Source organism: Chryseobacterium phocaeense, assembly GCF_900169075.1.
Taxonomy (GTDB): domain Bacteria; phylum Bacteroidota; class Bacteroidia; order Flavobacteriales; family Weeksellaceae; genus Chryseobacterium; species Chryseobacterium phocaeense.
Window position 1 is genome coordinate 1,702,816 of the sequence record NZ_LT827015.1, and the last position, 16,683, is coordinate 1,719,498.

Here is a 16,683-nt window from a genome sequence, read left to right on the forward strand (position 1 = left end):
CTGCTATTTTTTCAAATTTTTTGCTTCAAATTCTTCAGTTATCTGAATGATTTTTTGGCATAGCATCGCCATTTCTGCCGTCTGCTTTTCAAGTTTATACAGGAAAGCTGCAGCTTTTTTTTCAGAAAAATGCTTGTACAACAGCTTTACAATCTGATTATAGTTTACGCCTACGGAGCGAAATTGACTGTGAAATGAAGTCAGCCGCATATAAAAATCAACCGTTCCTTTATCAATTTTAACCGATTTCATTTCCTTATTAAACAGAAGAGAAATGATAAACTTTGCTTTATTTGGCATTCCCGATGCTTCAAAAAGCGATAAAAGTTTGGCATTTTCTTCATCAGTAAGACGAAAGACGTGGCGGTGGATACTTGGGTCGGTTTTTGCCTTCCGTCCGCCTTTATTTTGCTTTCTGTTATTGTTCTCGTTCATCACTAATCCATTTTTAAATACACACAAAACGCTGACTTCGGAAGGCGTTTTTTAAGCTCCCGGCAGGGCAAGTTGTTTTGAGGCACGAACTCGGTTTCGAGTGCCTCAAAACACAACTTGCCGTGTTCCGGTGAACACAAAAATCCGCACTTCGTGACGGATTAAATGTAACAGGGAAAAACGGCTCGATGCCGTCATTGTTATCCTCCATTTTGTCCATTCGGTTTCGCATAAATCTGTTAATAAAATTCATTACACAAAGTAAAGACCTCTTTGAAAGAGTATTGCAAGGCGATAGCCGGACAAACACTGCCTTTGAACGCCAAACACTGCCACAGCTCAATCAGCGGTTAAATCAATCGCTTTATTTGCCGTATAATTTTAGTGCAGGTAGTAAAAAAAGTATTTCAACAAAGAAGAAAATCAGGTTTGCAAACAGGCAGTTTGGAATAAAAGCATAAGGTTTTAAAAGCATAAAACAATAAAAGTGTAAAAGCATAAAAGCGGTAAAGCAATTTACCTGTTGCAAGTTTTGCCACTTGCCAAAGAATGTACCTGACAAGGCAAAAATGAAAGCAAATACCTGTGCAGGAAAGTACCCAAAAGGGAATGCAGGAATATAGGAATGAGGTAATAATCAGATAAACCAATATTCAATCCTGCAAAACAAATAAAGTGTGTAACAATAAATTTTTAAATAATGGAAACAACAAAGAAAACTTTAAAAATCAGCTTCTCCACCCAAAAAGGCGGTGTGGGAAAATCTACAATGACCACTTTGCTGGCAAGTGTGCTTCACTACCGTTTAGGTTTTAATGTGCTGGTGATGGACTGCGACTTTCCGCAACACAGCCTGACCAATATGCGTGAACGGGATAAGAGAACCATAATGCAGAACGACTACCATAAAAAGGCGGCAATGAAGCAGTTTCAAGCCATCAACAAAAAAGCGTACCCGATTATTAAATGCAAAGCTGAAACAGCTTTGGAGAAAGCATCGGAATACAGAAGCCAGTCGGTTGTTGTACCGGATGTTATTTTCTTCGACCTGCCCGGAACAGCCAATACCAAAGGCGTACTGACTACCTTGAAAAAAATGGACTTTATCTTTTCGCCCATTACTGCCGATCGTTTGGTAGTGGAAAGTACATTGGGCTTTACCAAAGCCTTTCTCGGACTTCCCCAAACGGACGAGGGAAATCCCGAACAAGAGATGTGGCTATTTTGGAACCAAGTGGACGGGAGGGAAAGAACAGGATTGTATGATGCTTATCAAATTGTCATCAAAGAACTCAACCTGCCCATAATGGAAACAAGGATAATGGACAGCAAGCGTTTCCGAAAGGAAACAGACGACACAGGCAGTTATGTATTCAGGTCAAGTTTGCTGCCTGCCGAACCACAGTTAATGAAAGCAACTAAAATGGATTTGTTTGTCGAGGAATTTTTAAAAATCACTCATCTATAAAAACAGTAAGTATGGCTTCAAATAACAAAAACAACGATTTTGAAAAGCCCAATGTTGATGAGGAATACCTTATGAACATCATAAGCGGCGATGAGCTTGTAGCGCCACCGAGCAATAACAAAAAGCAGGATGTACCAAAGGAAACCAAGCCAAGGGAAAAAGCCCGTAACAGTTCATCAAAAAAAGTGGACTATGAGGAAACGTTTTTGGTCAATCGGTTTCCATCGGGGCGTAACGGCAAGGTCGTTTACATACGCCCTGAATACCACGAAAGATTGCTCCGCATCGTTCAACTGACAAGGGAAGAAAGAACAACGCTCTACTCTTACATTGACAACATTCTCGAACATCATTTCAGGGAGTACGGTGAAGATATTACCGATTATTTCAACGAACATTTTAAACCTATTCTATAAGCTATGGAAATAGTAATTGTGATATGCCTACTCATAGTCATTGTCCTGCTATTGCAGGATAAAATTGTAATTCATAAAAGGTCGAAACAAGACCCTCCGCATAAAAAAGTCAACCCGAACTTACCCGATATTATGGGACAGCCCAAACCTATAGAACGCCTTTCAGTGCCAAACACTGCCTCTGAACGCCAAATTCAGGAAAACGAAATAAACCCTGCTAATTTAGACATTGAATACGACGAAAATGAAAACGTAAGTGTTCAAATTCCGCAGGAAGAGCTGGACGAAGTTTTCAGAAATATGCCTGATTTGGATGAAGAGGAAGAAGAATGGAACAGGTACGGAATATCCGGTGGTGATAACGGTTTTGCCCAAGGGGTTACCTTTGAAGAACTAAGCTCCGTGGGGGTGTTGCTCCAAAAAGAAGAATTGGAACCAGCCCAAAAGGAAACAGCGATAGCGATAGTTCAAAAAATACAGGGAACTGAGTTATTCAACCTATTGGAAAATTCCATGGAAGATGCTTCCCGAAAAATAGCCGAGCTTTTGGATAGCACCCTTTCATCTGAAACGGAAGCCGGTTCTTCCAATTTGCGGAAAAGTGATTTGAGTGATTTTGACATTGGGGAGTTTGTGTAAAAAAATAGAAGATTTTAAATGAGCCTGAAATTTAGTTTTTCAGGCTCAATTTTTTCTCACTCATTTCGCCAACTTCAATATTCTGTATGCCCCCCTTGCCACAACTAAGAATACAATAGCTCCGATAATCAAATCGGGATAGCTTGAATTGAGCCAATGAACCAAAAGCCCTGCAACGATAACACCCGAATTGATAATAACATCGTTTGATGTAAAAATCATAGTTGCCTGTATGTGGGCTTCTTTGCTTTTGTTCTTTTGCAACAGGTAAAGACAAAATATATTTGCCATTAGTGCCAAAACAGAAACGATAATCATAGTTTGAAAATCGGGCATTTTTTCAAAGCCTAAAAAACGCCTGATAACTTCAACAAAACCAATAACAGCCAATAGGATTTGAAAGTACCCTGCAAATTTGGCGATGTTGTTTTTCCTTGCTATTGTTCCACCCACAGCGAATAAAGCCAAAGCATAAACGATACTGTCCGCAAGCATATCCAAACTATCAGCTACCAAACCCATTGAATTGGAAAAAATGCCAAACACCATTTCCAATCCAAAGAAAACGAAATTAATAATCAGTACAGTCCAAAGTAGTTTCCGTTGGTTATTATTTGTATCTGTTTCAAAAATTGCATTGCTTTCTTCAGTTGAAATCAATGTAGTATTCAGGTTTAGTGTTCCCAAAGCCGTTAAAATCGGGTCGGGATTTCCATTGTGATAAACGTTCAGCTTTCTGTTTGGAATATCAAACTCTAATGATTTTACCGTATCAAAGTTTTGCAGTTTCATACGGATTAACTGCTCCTCACTTGGGCAATCCATTTTTGTAATATTGAATATTGTTTTGTTCATCTTTTAAAGTTTAAATTTTATTCCTCCGTTAATTACAAATCCGTCCAATGGTGCATAAATATCTTTAAAAACAGGGTTGGTTATAGTACCTGTATAAATGTTATCAAAACGTGTCTGTCTTGTATCAAGGAAGTTTTCAAAGTTGATATATAAAGAAAATCTTTCCCAAATCTTTTCAGCCATAAAGCCACATGTCCAATAATCGTTTCCTATTGTTCCGTCATTGAGCTTTTGCGGACTGAAATAATAGGCTTCTAAACCAATCTTCCATTTATCCTCAATTTCATACATCAGTACAGAGTTAATACGGTGTTTTGGGGTTAATGGATTTTCGGTAGTTGTTCCGTTTTCAATCAATCGGGTATCGGTAAAGGTGTAGCCCAGAAACAGTTTCAAATCATCATATCCTATTTTTACGTTGGTTTCTGTTCCTTTAGTATGTATGTAGCCCGATGAATTGATGAACTGATAAAGATTAGCAGATGGATTTTGAAGCAACAAAGGATTATCCAGATAAGTATAAAAAAACAATTGGTTTATGCTGAATGTCCAATCATCGCCTATATTAGTACGGTAGTTGATGTCTGCATTTGCTCCGTAGCTCCTTTCTAATTTATTGGTTTTATCGTTAATAGGCATTACGTTTTGATATTGTATGCGTTCGCTTTCTTCGGTAAAAATGGTTGGTGTTTTGTAGCCAAATCCGCCCCCGACACGTGAAGTCAATCCATTTGCAATCTTAAACAATGCCGATACTCTTGGCAAAAAAACAGCTCCATAATCAATCACATAATCCGTCCTTAAACCTGCTTCCAATTGAAGCCAATCGGTAGCCTTAAAAGAATTTTGAACGAAAGCCCCGAATGTGGTATGAGTATAATCCCTCAACGGAAATGCAGTAATCTGTTTTTCTTTAAAATTATCAGTCCAAATATTAACGCCTGTTACCCATTCCGATTTTTCTTTGCTGTGCGTATAGCTTGCTTCCGTAAAAGTAGCGGTCTGCGTTCCCTCAAATTCGTAATTCGGAATAGCCGTATTGCGGTTAAAATAACTTACGCTGTTTTTGAATTGTACAAAACTGTTTTCGTTTACAGTATGGTCAAAAACAAATTGAGTGGAATAACGCTGTGTTTTGTTTTCTTCAAAATATTGATGGGTGTTATCTCCTTTGCCTTTGATGTAGAGCATATCGCCACCCAAACGGTTTTCAATGGTGGTATTGATACCAAAGTTCATTTTTGTTTTATCATTGAAGTAAACAAATAATTTAGGGTTCAGTACATACCTTTCAAATTGGGGAATGGCAGAAAGCCCGATTTGTGCAGGGTCGTAAGCTCCGTTGCGATTGTGCGAAGCAAATATTGTCGTTCCGATTTTCTTAAACTTCTGTCCGTAAAAACCGTTGATGTCTAAACCTCTGCCCGATGTTCCGTTTAAATGAAAGCGTAAATCCCTTTCTTCCGTTGGTGTTTTGGAAATCAGATTGACCAGACCTGCTATTGCTCCACCACCATACAGCGTGGAAGTTGAACCTTTGATAACTTCCACCTGCTTTAAGTCAAGGGGTGGGATTTGCAACAAACCTAACCCACTTGAAGCACCCGAATAAATCGGGAAACCGTCTTTTAAGATTTGCGTATATCGTCCGTCAAGCCCTTGAATACGAATACTTGCGTTGGCACTTGTGGGCGATGTGGTTTGTACATGAATACCTGTACTCTCACTCAAAAGCATACGAATATCCCCTGCTTTCATATTGCCTTTTTCGTCCAATTCTTCACCTCCGATAAATTCAATTCTTGTAGGGATATTTTGGATAGTTCTTGTACTTCTTGTTGATGAAATAACGATTTCTTCCAAATCTTCCGATTGTTCAGAAAGTAGGATTTCAATCGGGGTTGTATCTTTTAACGGAAAATTAAAGCTGTCGGTACGTTGGGCAAAACCAACATAACTAAATTGAATTTCCTGCAAACCGTTTGGAATACCTGTTAATATGATTTGTCCGTTTTCATCTGAAGTTGTTGCGATTGTAGTTCCCGTAACCTGTGCGGTTACGCCCATTAAAAGCTCTTTTTTTTCACTGTCTTTAATTACAGCTTTGAACGTATTTTGTGCATATACACAAAGGTTTAGTGCCATAAAAAATGACACAATAAGTATTTTTTTCATTGTAAAAATGATGCTTAATATGAATAAATGGATTATAGCGGTGCTAAGCACCGCAGGAAATAAACTGTGCTGAAAGCACTAGATATTAAACAAGCTGTGGGGGATGCCAAACGGAAAAGGGAAAATCAGAAACAGGCGGTGTTGGCATTGTTCCTAATTTTCTTTGCGGTTCTTTTACTGAATGTGTAACCGAAAAATGAAAAGTAATTAAAACAAATCCCGTACAGGTATTACAGCTAAAAAATGGCGAACAACAACCCTTATTGCAATCTTGGTCTTCCTGTCCGTTTTGTCCTTGCTCGGTTGTATGCTCCTGCATACATTTATCCTCAATAAAAGTCGGTACTGCTGATAACAGCAATACATAAACGGCTAATATTAAAGATATAAATTTCATTTTGCGAAGATAGTAAATAAACATTGTCCAATAAATATATATCCTCTTTTTTTCATCTCTATAACGCCACTCACCGCCAAACAATTCCACTGACTGCCACTTTCTTACAACGCTCTAATTTCTGAAACACCTTTGTCCCGAAAGTCCGCAAGGTGCGGGATAACAATAACAAATTAATGTGTTTCAATTATGGAAAAACAGAGAAAAAAAGTTTTGCTGGCAGCCGTGGCTATGCTGTCAGGAATTGGTGCTTTCGCACAGGGAAACGGTACAGCAGGTATCAACGAGGCTACCCAAATGGTAACCTCTTATTTCGACCCAGCAACCCAATTAATTTACGCCATCGGTGCGGTCGTCGGGTTAATCGGAGGTGTTAAGGTGTACAATAAATTCAGCTCAGGCGACCCCGACACATCGAAGACTGCGGCAAGCTGGTTCGGTGCGTGTATCTTCTTAATCGTAGCGGCTACCATCCTGCGTTCATTCTTCCTTTAATCCTTTGCTTTATGAACAGTTACAACATAAACAAAGGCATTGGAAGGACGGTGGAATTTAAGGGTCTGAAAGCGCAATACCTGTTCATTTTCGCTGGCGGACTACTCGGTACACTCATCTTCGTGATGATACTATATATGACTGGCGTAAACTCTTACATCTGCCTTTTTCTCGGAGCAGGCGGTGCTTCGCTGATTGTGTGGCAGACCTTTTCACTGAACAGGAAATACGGCGAACACGGATTAATGAAGATAGCCGCTAATAAAAGGCATCCTCGATACATCATCTGTCGCAAGCCTGTACACCTCTATTTAAAATTCACATCTAAACAGAATGCAGTATGAGAAATGTATCTAAAACAACAACGCTGGAAAATAAATTTCCTTTATTGGCGGTAGAAAACAACTGCATTCTTTCCAAAGATGCAGATATTACCGCCTGCTTTGAGGTTCGTTTGCCGGAACTGTTTACTGTAGCTTCTGCGGAATATGAAGCCATTCATTCCGCCTGGCATAAGGCTATCAAGACCTTGCCTGATTTTACAGTTATTCACAAACAGGATTGGTATATTAAGGAAAGCTATACGCCCAATTTGGCAATCGAAGACCAGAGCTTTTTATCGAAGTCTTACCAACGTCATTTTAATGAGCGATCGTTCCTAAACCATTACTGCTACCTCTTTTTAACCAAGACAACTAAAGAGCGTATGCGTATGCAAAGTAATTTTTCATCGCTTTGCAAAGGTTCGCTGATACCAAAGGAAATCAGGAACAAGGAAACGATACACCGCTTTATGGAAGCAGTGGCACAATTTGAACGTATCGTAAACGATAGCGGTTTTATAACCCTGCAACGTCTTACCGAAGATGACATTATCGGAACGGACGAAAAACAGGGATTATTGGAACAGTACCTTACGCTATCAAGGGAAGCTGGAACACCGATGCAGGACATCGCTCTCGGAACGGAAGAAGTCCGTATCGGGAACAAAAGGTTGAGCCTGCACACCTTGTCCGATACTGACGATTTACCCGGAACGGTATCGGCTGATACCCGTTTTGAAAAGCTATCTACCGACCGAAGTGATTGCCGTTTGTCATTCGCCGCACCTGTGGGCTTGTTGTTAAACTGCAACCACATTTACAACCAATATTTGTTTTTGGATAACAGCGAAGCCAATCTACAAAAGTTTGAGAAGTCCGCAAGGAATATGCACTCACTGGCTCGTTACAGTCGTGCCAACCAAATCAACAAAGAGTGGATAGAAAAGTACCTAAACGAAGCCCACAGTTTTGGGCTATCTTCTGTTCGTGCTCACTTCAACATTATGGCGTGGTCGGATGATCCGGCAGAACTGAAACAGCTAAAAAATGATTGTGGTAGTGCTTTAGCATTGATGGAATGTAAACCCAGACACAACACTACCGATGTAGCAACATTGTACTGGGCAGGAATACCGGGTAATGCAGGTGATTTTCCCGCAGAGGAAAGTTTTTACACCTTTATCGAACCTGCATTATGCTTCTTCACGGAAGAAACCAATTACCACAATTCGCCTTCGCCATTCGGTATCAAAATGGCTGACCGCCTGACCGGAAAGCCTATCCATTTGGATATATCGGATTTGCCTATGAAGCGTGGCATAATCACAAACCGGAACAAGTTTATACTCGGTCCATCGGGAAGTGGTAAATCGTTCTTCACAAACCATATGGTTAGGCAGTATTACGAGCAAGGCGCTCACGTTTTGCTTGTGGACACCGGAAATTCTTATCAAGGTTTGTGCGAACTCATTAAAGGTAAAACCAAAGGCGAAGACGGTGTTTACTTTACTTATACAGAAGACAACCCAATTGCCTTTAATCCTTTCTATACCGATGATGGCGTATTCGATATTGAGAAGCGTGAAAGTATCAAGACTTTGATACTGACACTCTGGAAACGTGATGATGAACCACCAACCCGTTCAGAAGAAGTAGCATTATCGAATGCTGTATCAGGCTATATCGAGCGCATCAAACAGGAAGATATTTATCCATCATTCAATGGCTTCTATGAGTATGTAAAAGGCGATTACCGCAAGGTACTCGAAGAAAAACAGGTAAGGGAAAAAGACTTTGACATTGCCAATTTCCTTAACGTACTCGAACCCTACTACAAGGGCGGTGAGTATGATTATTTGCTCAATTCCGATAAGCAGTTAGACCTGCTTTCCAAACGCTTTATTGTCTTTGAAATTGATGCGATAAAAGACCATAAAATCCTCTTTCCCATAGTTACCATTATCATTATGGAAGTCTTCATTAACAAGATGCGTAGGCTCAAAGGTATTCGCAAACTCATCTTAATTGAAGAGGCTTGGAAAGCGATTGCCAAAGAAGGAATGGCAGAATACATCAAGTATCTCTTTAAGACCGTCCGCAAATTCTTCGGAGAAGCGATTGTCGTAACGCAAGAGGTCGATGATATTATCCAATCGCCTATCGTCAAAGAAAGTATCATCAATAACTCTGACTGTAAAATCCTTTTAGACCAACGAAAGTATATGAACAAGTTTGATGATATACAGGCGATGTTGGGGCTTACAGATAAGGAAAAAGGGCAGGTACTTTCTATCAATATGAACAACGATGCAAGCCGACTTTACAAAGAGGTTTGGATAGGCTTAGGTGGTACGCACTCGGCAGTCTATGCCACCGAAGTTAGTTTGGAGGAAAACCTTGCTTACACCACCGAAGAAACCGAAAAAATGGAAGTGATGCAGCTTGCTGCTGAACTGGACGGCAATGTAGAACTCGCCATCAAGCATATCGCAATGCAAAGGCGGGACAAAGTAAATCAATAGTCAATTAACAATTTAAAAATTCAGAAACAATGAAAAAAGTATTGTATCTGGTGTGTACGGCACTAATGCTCGCCGTAGCACCGTCAGCTAAAGCCCAATTTGTAGTAACTGACCCTGCAAATCTGGCATCAGGAATTATCAACAGTGCGAACGAAATCATACAGACTTCTTCCACCGTGAGCAATGTAGTAAAGAACTTCAACGAAGTAAAGAAAGTGTACGATCAGGGTAAGGAATATTACGACAAGCTAAAAGCTATCAACAACCTTGTGAAAGATGCCCGTAAAGTACAGCAAACCGTATTGTTGGTAGGTGATGTGTCCGAAATATATGTTCAGAACTTTGGAAAAATGATGAACGATCCCAATTTCACACCACAGGAATTGGTTGCAATCGGCAATGGTTATTCGGCACTGCTCAATGAAAGTACCGAACTGCTGAAAGAATTGAAGCAAATTATAACCTCTTCAAGCCTTTCGCTAAACGACAAAGAGCGTATGGATATTATTGATCGTGTGTACAAAGAGGTAAAGGATTACCACAGCCTTGTACGCTACTACACTAATAAGAACATTTCTGTAAGCTACCTAAGAGCGAAAAAGAAAAACGACGCACAGAGAGTTCTTGAACTCTACGGAACTTCTAACCAAAAATACTGGTAAAAATGGAATGGGATAATCTTCACGAACTCCTTCGTTCACTTTACGACGATATGATGCCGCTTGCAGGTGATATGGCGGCTGTGGCTAAAGGATTGGCGGGATTGGGTGCGTTGTTCTATGTAGCATTAAAGGTTTGGCAGGCTTTAAGCCGAGCCGAGCCTATCGATGTGTTTCCGTTACTGCGTCCATTCGCTCTGGGTCTTTGTATAATGTTCTTTCCAACCATCGTGTTGGGAACCATTAATGCAGTATTAAGCCCGGTAGTTACAGGAACTCACGCCATACTCGAAGACCAGGTGCTTGACCTCAACCAACTCCAGCAACAGAAAGACCAATTGGAATACGAAGCAATGGTACGAAATCCCGAAACCGCCTATATGGCATCAGACGAAGAGTTTGATAAAAAGCTGGATGAATTGGGCTGGTCGCCATCGGACGTTGGTACAATGGCAGGAATGTATATGGACAGGCAAGCCTACAAGATAGAGAAAGCAATAAAGGATTGGTTTCGCAATTTATTGGAAATACTCTTTCAGGCGGCGGCTTTAGTTATTGATACCATACGAACATTTTTCCTGATAGTCCTTTCGATACTGGGGCCAATAGCTTTTGCTATTTCCGTTTGGGACGGATTTCAGTCCACGCTCACACAGTGGATCACGAGATATGTCAGCGTATATCTCTGGCTTCCTGTTTCCGATTTGTTCAGCTCGATGCTGGCAAGAATACAATCCCTCATACTGGAAAGGGATATAGCAATGCTTGCCGACCCGACCTACATACCCGATACGAGCAATACGGTGTACATCATCTTTATGATTATCGGTATCGTTGGCTACTTCACAATTCCAACAGTAACAGGTTGGGTAATCCAAGCCGGAGGTGCAGGAAACTTTACTCGTAATGTAAATCAAACAGCGATGAAGGCAGGAAACCTTGCGGGTGCTGGTGCAGGATCTACAGTAGGAAACATCGGCGGTAAACTGATTAATAAATAACAATAAATCATTCAAAAAAATGGAATTTAAAACGCTAAGAAATATCGAAAACAGCTTTAGGCAGATAAGACTATATGCCATTGTGTTTGCGGTTCTCTGTATTGGCGTGGTAGGATATGCCGTATGGCAGTCCTACCGCTTTGCAGAAGAACAACGCCAAAAAATCTATGTATTGGATAACGGCAAATCTTTGATGCTTGCCTTATCGCAAGATGCAAGTATCAACCGACCTGTGGAAGCAAGGGAACACGTCAGACGTTTTCACGAGCTGTTTTTTACACTTGCTCCCGACAAAAACGCTATAGAAAGCAATATGAGCAGGGCATTCAATCTTGCCGACAAAAGTGCCTTCGACTACTATAAAGACTTGTCAGAAAAAGGCTATTACAGTCGTATTATATCAGGAAACGTACAGCAACGCATCGAAGTAGATAGTGTGGTCTGCAATTTCGATACCCATCCTTATGCGGTACGAACCTATGCAAAACAATTCATCATTCGGTCAAGCAATGTAACCAGACGTAACTTAATTACTTCCTGCTACCTAGTCAACTCCGTTCGCTCTGACAACAACCCACAAGGCTTCAATATCGAAAAATTTGCAGTTGTGGAAAACAGGGATATAGAAGTCATCGAACGCTAAAAAACAATCTTATGGAAACATTATCAGATTTAAACACGTTCGCAAAAATCCTTATAGAAAAAGGATATAACGGCTATTTTCATACGCAGGGTGCGTATGCCGGAAAGCTGAAAGAAAGTATCAGCGATTACCTTGAAAGCTGCCAAAAAGGTGCAGATACTTTGCCTAAACAAGACTTGTTGTTGACAGGCTACCTACAATGGTCGGGAGAAGACAAGCCAAGTGTAGAATGCAGTATATGGGTAAATTATCTGAACGGCAAATTCTCACTCAACAGAATGGAGGTGGCAAGAAAAGACCAATTTGGGCAATTGCTAAAAAAATCGGAACTGACAAACCTCTCTTTAATAGTCGTACCCAATGCAGTTGAGGTTATTGCTTTGGTTAATGATGAACAAAAGCAAAATGTGGGTAAAATCTCCAAGCGGTTCAAGCTCTAACATCATCATAAAAAATTAAGAGTATGAAAAAACTAAGAGCAAATATGGATAGGTATTTTGATAAGCTCGACGAACGTTGGCAGGCATTGCCAGTGCGCAAGCAGCACCAATATACCCTGTACTTTTTTGTGGGATATCTACTGCTTACCGCAGGTGTAATTTTCAAAGTCTGGTACGATACCTCAAAGTCTGGAAACGATATGATCATAGAGCATATCGAAAATCCTGTCCTCAAAAAAAATGGAAGTCCTGCAAGATTGCAGGATAGTGTATCAACAATTTTAAAAAATCAAATTTATGAAAGAAAATGAGAACAAAAAATCGGTTGTTCGGGTAACGGAGGGGAACTCGACAGCAACTGCTGATGTGTTGCAAGACGGCACACAGAATAATAAGGAGAAGCTCAAAAAGCCCTTAATTTTCGGCTTAATGGCGATTGTTTTCGTGGGTTGTATGTACCTCATATTTAAACCATCCGAAGACAAAAAGACAATTGAAAATGTAGGGCTGAACGATGCGGTACCAGAGGCTACTGGAACTGGAATGCCTGCAGACAAAGGCAAGGCGTATGAACAGGAAATGCTCGAACGCAAAGAGCAGGAAAAACGCAATGCATTGGCTACACTTTCAGACTACTGGAATACAGAAGACAAAGAAGAGCCAACCGACGAACCGTTTAATGAAGAAGAGGAAAACAACAGCTTTGGCGGTAGTGGGAGAAATTCGGCAAGAAGCAGTAACCCTGCTTTGAACAGCTATCGAAATAGCCAAAGCGCATTGAGTTCCTTTTATCAAGATGATAACGCTGAAACAATGGAACTGCGTAAGCAGGTGGACGAATTGAAAGAAAAATTATCAGAAAAGGATGTGCCACCTGTGGCCACAGTTGATGACCAATTGAAGCTAATGGAGAAATCCTATGAAATGGCAGCAAAGTATCTGCCAAAAAATGCGAATACCGAAAATTCAACACCTGCTAATGGTGCTGTTCCGGATGCTGTTAGTGCTATGGCTACTAACCAAAAAGAGCATTTTGTATCGTTCACATCAGCAAGAAAAAATACAGTATCAGCCCTTTACCGTGAACCATCGGACAGTGCTTTTTTAGCGGATTGGAGCGAAACAAAGAACCGTGGGTTTTATACCGCTGGTTCTTTGGAACAAATGGCACAACCCAAAAACAGTATCAAAGCCTGTGTACACGATGCCCAAACAGTAGTTGGCGAAACAGGTGTGCGTTTACGATTATTAGAGCCTGCAAAAACACCGAGCCGTACCATTCCAAAAGGAACGATTTTAACGGCTAATGCGAAATTTCAGGGAGGGCGTTTACAACTAAAAGTTACCTCGATAGAACTGGAGGGCAATATCATCCCGGTAGATATAACCATTTACGATTTGGACGGACAGCAAGGCTTGTACGTTCCGTATTCGCCCGAAATGAATGCCCTTACCGAAATGGCAGGCAATATGAGCCAGACAGGCGGAACAAGCGTAATGCTCACGCAAAATGCTGGACAGCAGGTTGCCGCAGACCTTAGTCGTGGTGTGGTACATGGAATTTCGGGCTATTTTGCTAAAAAGGTAAGAACCCCAAAAGTTACGCTGAAAGCAGGACATCAGGTCTTCCTTGTATCTAAACAATAATGTTGAATTCAAACAAATAAAACAATGAAAAATATTTTAAAAACCTTTTGGACAATTGCCCTCATACTCGGCTTTGCCGTACAATCTTTTGCACAAGACAGCATCAGAACTCCGCTTGCATTAGGCAAGATAGAACCGTATAAAATGGAAGTTACCTACGATAAAACTTCGCACTTGATTTTTCCGACCGCTATCCGTTATGTGGATTTGGGAAGCGAATATCTAATTGCAGGAAAAGCAGAAGATGCGGAAAATGTTTTGCGTGTAAAAGCATCTGTAAGGGATTTCGAACCTGAAACCAATTTTTCGGTCATTACCAATGACGGACGTTTTTACAGTTTCAATGTATATTACAGTTCCTATCCCGAGGCATTGAGTTATGACCTGCTCACAATGCAAAAGGCAGTAGACAAAGCTAACGGTAACGATGTGCTTTTTGAAGAATTGGGCAATAATTCGCCTTCACTGGCAGGATTGCTTTTGGAAACGATTTACAAAAATGATAAGCGTATTGTAAAGCACATTGGGGCAAAAAGCTTCGGCATACAGTTTATTCTCAAAGGCATTTATATCCACAACGGCAAATACTATTTCCATACGGAATTGAGAAATAAAACCAATGTGCCTTTCCAGATTGATTTTATCAATTTCAAAGTAGTAGATAAAAAGGTAGCCAAACGTACTGTAGTACAAGAACGCCCTATGATACCACTTAGAACATACAAACCTTTGGACGAGATTGGCGGAAAACTAACCGAACAAAACGTATTCCTGCTAGACCAATTTACCATTGCCGATGACAAGGTACTGTTGATTGAGATTTTCGAGAAGAACGGTGGCAGACATCAAACTTTGCAGGTCGAAAATTCAGACTTAATCAAAGCTCGTTTGATAAACGATATGCACCTAAAATTTTAATAACATTTTAATGCAATAATATGAAAAAGTATATCTATACCGTGATGTTCATTTTGATGGCCATCACGGTTACACAGGCACAAAGAATGCTCCCAAAACAGAAAGGACTGGAAGTAAGTACAGGTGTAGTATCCAACGATAAAATTGGTAATGATTATTACCTCAATATTGGAATGACCGTGAACGGTAAACATGGTAACTACCAGCTTTGGGCGTTGGAATACACGCACCAATACCACGACTACAAAGACCTCCGCATACCGCAGGAAACCTATACAGCCGAAGGTGGTTACAGTTTCTTTCTCTTGGGCGATGCCCGTAAAAACATTACGCTGAACTTCGGGATAACAGGTGTGGTCGGTTATGAAAGTATCAATCGTGGCGAAGCGATGTTGTATGACGGAGCAAAGATTTTGAGTGAAGACAATTTCATTTACGGAGCTGGTGGACGGCTAACTTTGGAAACGTACCTATCAGACCGATTTGTGTTGGTGCTACAAGGACGCACAAAAGTCTTTTGGGGTACAGATTTGGAACAGTTCCGACCATCAGCAGGTATGGGGTTAAGGTTTAATTTTTAAAACGTAAAAACGATGATAGCAATATTCAATAAATTCAGAATAGGATTAAGCTCAATATATGTATTGCTGGCAATCCTCACAGCTTCGGTAATTTTAGTATCTTGTAGCAAAGATGATGAACTCGAAATACAGAACGATTTTCCTTTCGAGGTAAACGTGATGCCTGTTCCCAAAGATATAGTCAATGGGCAGACGGTAGAAATACGCATTGCCATACAGCGAACAGGCAATTATAGCAACACACAGTATTTTCTTCGCTATTTCCAATTTGACGGACAAGGCACATTGCGGTATTACGATGAGCAACCATATTTACCAAACGATTTGTACCCGTTACCGACAGATCAGTTTCGCTTATACTACACTTCAACATCTGCCGTGTCACAATCTTTTGAGGTTTGGATTTCCGACAGCTTTGGCAACGAAAGAAAGATAAGTTTTCAGTTTAACAGTAGTGATTAAGGAGTTAAAACCTGCCAATCGGGCAGGTTTTTTTTATACCTTTACGCTTATGAAAGTGGAGATAAGAAAAGAAGTAAAGGAAGATTTCGGAACTGTTTTTGAGGTGATAAAAAATGCTTTTGAGAAAGAGGAATATAGCGACCACAAAGAGCAATATTTAGTCGAAAGTTTAAGAAGTTCCGATGCGTTCGTTCCTGAATTGTCGCTCATTGCAGAAGTGAACAATCAGATTGTCGGTTATATATTGCTTACCAAAATCAATATCATAGATGCCGATAGGAAAATAAATACCTCACTTGCTATGGCTCCGGTTGCTGTGTTACCGGAATTTCAAGGCAACGGTATCGGTGCAAAACTGATTGAAGCCGCACATCATAAAGCGAAAGAATTAGGATTTGGTTCTGTGGTATTGTTAGGACACGAAAATTATTATCCAAAGTTCGGTTATAAACTGACAAAAGAATTTGGAATTAAGTTGCCATTTGATGTTCCCGATGCCAACTGTATGGCAATTGAACTAACTGAAAATGCTTTACTAAATATCAGTGGTATTGTTCAATATCCAAAAGAGTTTGAAATTGAATAGAGGGACAAATATTTTTCATAA

The 16,683-nt window shown here is 40.3% G+C and carries 20 protein-coding genes; 16 read left to right on the forward strand and 4 right to left on the reverse strand.

The annotated features are described in order from the left end of the window. Positions 1-3: 3 nt before the first annotated feature. The gene (gene mobA, locus B7E04_RS14470; RefSeq protein WP_080779291.1) at positions 4-435 is read right to left on the reverse strand and encodes a conjugal transfer protein MobA; all 432 of its coding nucleotides are present in this window, start codon (positions 433-435) and stop codon (positions 4-6) included. A gap of 700 nt (positions 436-1,135) precedes the next feature. Here mobA and B7E04_RS14475 point away from each other — a divergent pair. The 3 genes from B7E04_RS14475 to B7E04_RS14485 are packed head-to-tail and all read left to right on the forward strand — an operon-like array spanning position 1,136 to position 2,958. Then, positions 1,136-1,903, forward strand: a complete 768-nt coding sequence (locus tag B7E04_RS14475) for a ParA family protein (RefSeq protein WP_080779292.1) — start codon at positions 1,136-1,138, stop codon at positions 1,901-1,903. 11 nt (positions 1,904-1,914) lie between these two features. Then, positions 1,915-2,319 (forward strand): DUF3408 domain-containing protein, encoded by a 405-nt coding sequence (locus B7E04_RS14480; protein WP_059136911.1) that lies wholly within the window; start codon positions 1,915-1,917, stop codon positions 2,317-2,319. Positions 2,320-2,322: 3 nt separating this feature from the next. Further along, a complete protein-coding gene (locus B7E04_RS14485; RefSeq protein WP_080779293.1) occupies positions 2,323-2,958 on the forward strand; it encodes a conjugal transfer protein TraD in 636 nt (211 codons plus the stop codon). A gap of 60 nt (positions 2,959-3,018) precedes the next feature. Here B7E04_RS14485 and B7E04_RS14490 read toward each other — a convergent pair whose 3' ends face one another. The 3 genes from B7E04_RS14490 to B7E04_RS14500 form a co-directional block, all read right to left on the reverse strand. Beyond that, positions 3,019-3,813, reverse strand: coding sequence for a cation efflux transmembrane domain-containing protein (locus tag B7E04_RS14490; RefSeq protein WP_026706462.1), 795 nt, complete (start codon positions 3,811-3,813; stop codon positions 3,019-3,021). 3 nt (positions 3,814-3,816) lie between these two features. Further along, on the reverse strand, positions 3,817-5,988 hold the full coding sequence (locus tag B7E04_RS14495; protein WP_026706463.1) for a TonB-dependent receptor: 2,172 nt from the start codon (positions 5,986-5,988) through the stop codon (positions 3,817-3,819). 85 nt (positions 5,989-6,073) lie between these two features. Continuing rightward, on the reverse strand, positions 6,074-6,475 hold the full coding sequence (locus tag B7E04_RS14500; protein WP_228439931.1) for a hypothetical protein: 402 nt from the start codon (positions 6,473-6,475) through the stop codon (positions 6,074-6,076). Positions 6,476-6,574: 99 nt separating this feature from the next. On the opposite strand from B7E04_RS14500, the gene B7E04_RS14505 reads away from it, so the two are divergent. The 13 genes from B7E04_RS14505 to B7E04_RS14565 are packed head-to-tail and all read left to right on the forward strand — an operon-like array spanning position 6,575 to position 16,662. Continuing rightward, on the forward strand, positions 6,575-6,880 hold the full coding sequence (locus tag B7E04_RS14505; protein WP_026706465.1) for a DUF4134 domain-containing protein: 306 nt from the start codon (positions 6,575-6,577) through the stop codon (positions 6,878-6,880). An 11-nt stretch (positions 6,881-6,891) separates the two neighbouring features. Continuing rightward, positions 6,892-7,224 carry a DUF4133 domain-containing protein gene (locus tag B7E04_RS14510; RefSeq protein ID WP_080779294.1) on the forward strand — a complete coding sequence of 111 codons (333 nt, stop codon included), beginning with the start codon at positions 6,892-6,894 and terminating at the stop codon, positions 7,222-7,224. Beyond that, positions 7,221-9,725 carry a TraG family conjugative transposon ATPase gene (locus B7E04_RS14515; RefSeq protein ID WP_080779295.1) on the forward strand — a complete coding sequence of 835 codons (2,505 nt, stop codon included), beginning with the start codon at positions 7,221-7,223 and terminating at the stop codon, positions 9,723-9,725. Before B7E04_RS14510 ends, B7E04_RS14515 begins: the two co-directional genes overlap by 4 nt. Positions 9,726-9,754: 29 nt before the next feature. Continuing rightward, positions 9,755-10,387 (forward strand): DUF4141 domain-containing protein, encoded by a 633-nt coding sequence (locus tag B7E04_RS14520; RefSeq protein ID WP_002978253.1) that lies wholly within the window; start codon positions 9,755-9,757, stop codon positions 10,385-10,387. 2 nt (positions 10,388-10,389) lie between these two features. Further along, entirely contained in the window at positions 10,390-11,385 is a 996-nt protein-coding gene (traJ, locus tag B7E04_RS14525) for a conjugative transposon protein TraJ (protein WP_059136909.1), read from the forward strand. 19 nt (positions 11,386-11,404) lie between these two features. Further along, the gene (traK, locus tag B7E04_RS14530; RefSeq protein ID WP_002978256.1) at positions 11,405-12,028 is read left to right on the forward strand and encodes a conjugative transposon protein TraK; all 624 of its coding nucleotides are present in this window, start codon (positions 11,405-11,407) and stop codon (positions 12,026-12,028) included. An 11-nt stretch (positions 12,029-12,039) separates the two neighbouring features. Then, a complete protein-coding gene (locus B7E04_RS14535) occupies positions 12,040-12,468 on the forward strand; it encodes a hypothetical protein (protein ID WP_080779296.1) in 429 nt (142 codons plus the stop codon). A 23-nt stretch (positions 12,469-12,491) separates the two neighbouring features. After that, positions 12,492-12,779 (forward strand): hypothetical protein, encoded by a 288-nt coding sequence (locus tag B7E04_RS14540; protein ID WP_002978260.1) that lies wholly within the window; start codon positions 12,492-12,494, stop codon positions 12,777-12,779. Next, positions 12,766-14,115 (forward strand): conjugative transposon protein TraM, encoded by a 1,350-nt coding sequence (traM, locus tag B7E04_RS14545; protein ID WP_080779297.1) that lies wholly within the window; start codon positions 12,766-12,768, stop codon positions 14,113-14,115. Before B7E04_RS14540 ends, traM begins: the two co-directional genes overlap by 14 nt. 24 nt (positions 14,116-14,139) lie before the next feature. Next, positions 14,140-15,033 (forward strand): conjugative transposon protein TraN, encoded by an 894-nt coding sequence (traN, locus tag B7E04_RS14550; RefSeq protein WP_002978264.1) that lies wholly within the window; start codon positions 14,140-14,142, stop codon positions 15,031-15,033. 20 nt (positions 15,034-15,053) lie between these two features. Further along, the gene (locus B7E04_RS14555; protein ID WP_002978267.1) at positions 15,054-15,614 is read left to right on the forward strand and encodes a conjugal transfer protein TraO; all 561 of its coding nucleotides are present in this window, start codon (positions 15,054-15,056) and stop codon (positions 15,612-15,614) included. A 12-nt stretch (positions 15,615-15,626) separates the two neighbouring features. Beyond that, the gene (locus B7E04_RS14560) at positions 15,627-16,076 is read left to right on the forward strand and encodes a DUF3872 domain-containing protein (protein ID WP_002978269.1); all 450 of its coding nucleotides are present in this window, start codon (positions 15,627-15,629) and stop codon (positions 16,074-16,076) included. Positions 16,077-16,125: 49 nt separating this feature from the next. Next, the gene (locus B7E04_RS14565) at positions 16,126-16,662 is read left to right on the forward strand and encodes a GNAT family N-acetyltransferase (RefSeq protein ID WP_185117080.1); all 537 of its coding nucleotides are present in this window, start codon (positions 16,126-16,128) and stop codon (positions 16,660-16,662) included. Positions 16,663-16,683 lie beyond the last annotated feature (21 nt).

Bases quoted from the DNA above. Each gene is read 5' to 3' on its own strand.
- mobA (WP_080779291.1), bottom strand. From the start codon at position 435: ATGAACGAGAACAATAACAGAAAGCAAAATAAAGGCGGACGGAAGGCA.
- B7E04_RS14475 (WP_080779292.1), top strand. From the start codon at position 1,136: ATGGAAACAACAAAGAAAACTTTAAAAATCAGCTTCTCCACCCAAAAA.
- B7E04_RS14480 (WP_059136911.1), top strand. From the start codon at position 1,915: ATGGCTTCAAATAACAAAAACAACGATTTTGAAAAGCCCAATGTTGAT.
- B7E04_RS14485 (WP_080779293.1), top strand. From the start codon at position 2,323: ATGGAAATAGTAATTGTGATATGCCTACTCATAGTCATTGTCCTGCTA.
- B7E04_RS14490 (WP_026706462.1), bottom strand. From the start codon at position 3,813: ATGAACAAAACAATATTCAATATTACAAAAATGGATTGCCCAAGTGAG.
- B7E04_RS14495 (WP_026706463.1), bottom strand. From the start codon at position 5,988: ATGAAAAAAATACTTATTGTGTCATTTTTTATGGCACTAAACCTTTGT.
- B7E04_RS14505 (WP_026706465.1), top strand. From the start codon at position 6,575: ATGGAAAAACAGAGAAAAAAAGTTTTGCTGGCAGCCGTGGCTATGCTG.
- B7E04_RS14510 (WP_080779294.1), top strand. From the start codon at position 6,892: ATGAACAGTTACAACATAAACAAAGGCATTGGAAGGACGGTGGAATTT.
- B7E04_RS14515 (WP_080779295.1), top strand. From the start codon at position 7,221: ATGAGAAATGTATCTAAAACAACAACGCTGGAAAATAAATTTCCTTTA.
- B7E04_RS14520 (WP_002978253.1), top strand. From the start codon at position 9,755: ATGAAAAAAGTATTGTATCTGGTGTGTACGGCACTAATGCTCGCCGTA.
- traJ (WP_059136909.1), top strand. From the start codon at position 10,390: ATGGAATGGGATAATCTTCACGAACTCCTTCGTTCACTTTACGACGAT.
- traK (WP_002978256.1), top strand. From the start codon at position 11,405: ATGGAATTTAAAACGCTAAGAAATATCGAAAACAGCTTTAGGCAGATA.
- B7E04_RS14535 (WP_080779296.1), top strand. From the start codon at position 12,040: ATGGAAACATTATCAGATTTAAACACGTTCGCAAAAATCCTTATAGAA.
- B7E04_RS14540 (WP_002978260.1), top strand. From the start codon at position 12,492: ATGAAAAAACTAAGAGCAAATATGGATAGGTATTTTGATAAGCTCGAC.
- traM (WP_080779297.1), top strand. From the start codon at position 12,766: ATGAAAGAAAATGAGAACAAAAAATCGGTTGTTCGGGTAACGGAGGGG.
- traN (WP_002978264.1), top strand. From the start codon at position 14,140: ATGAAAAATATTTTAAAAACCTTTTGGACAATTGCCCTCATACTCGGC.
- B7E04_RS14555 (WP_002978267.1), top strand. From the start codon at position 15,054: ATGAAAAAGTATATCTATACCGTGATGTTCATTTTGATGGCCATCACG.
- B7E04_RS14560 (WP_002978269.1), top strand. From the start codon at position 15,627: ATGATAGCAATATTCAATAAATTCAGAATAGGATTAAGCTCAATATAT.
- B7E04_RS14565 (WP_185117080.1), top strand. From the start codon at position 16,126: ATGAAAGTGGAGATAAGAAAAGAAGTAAAGGAAGATTTCGGAACTGTT.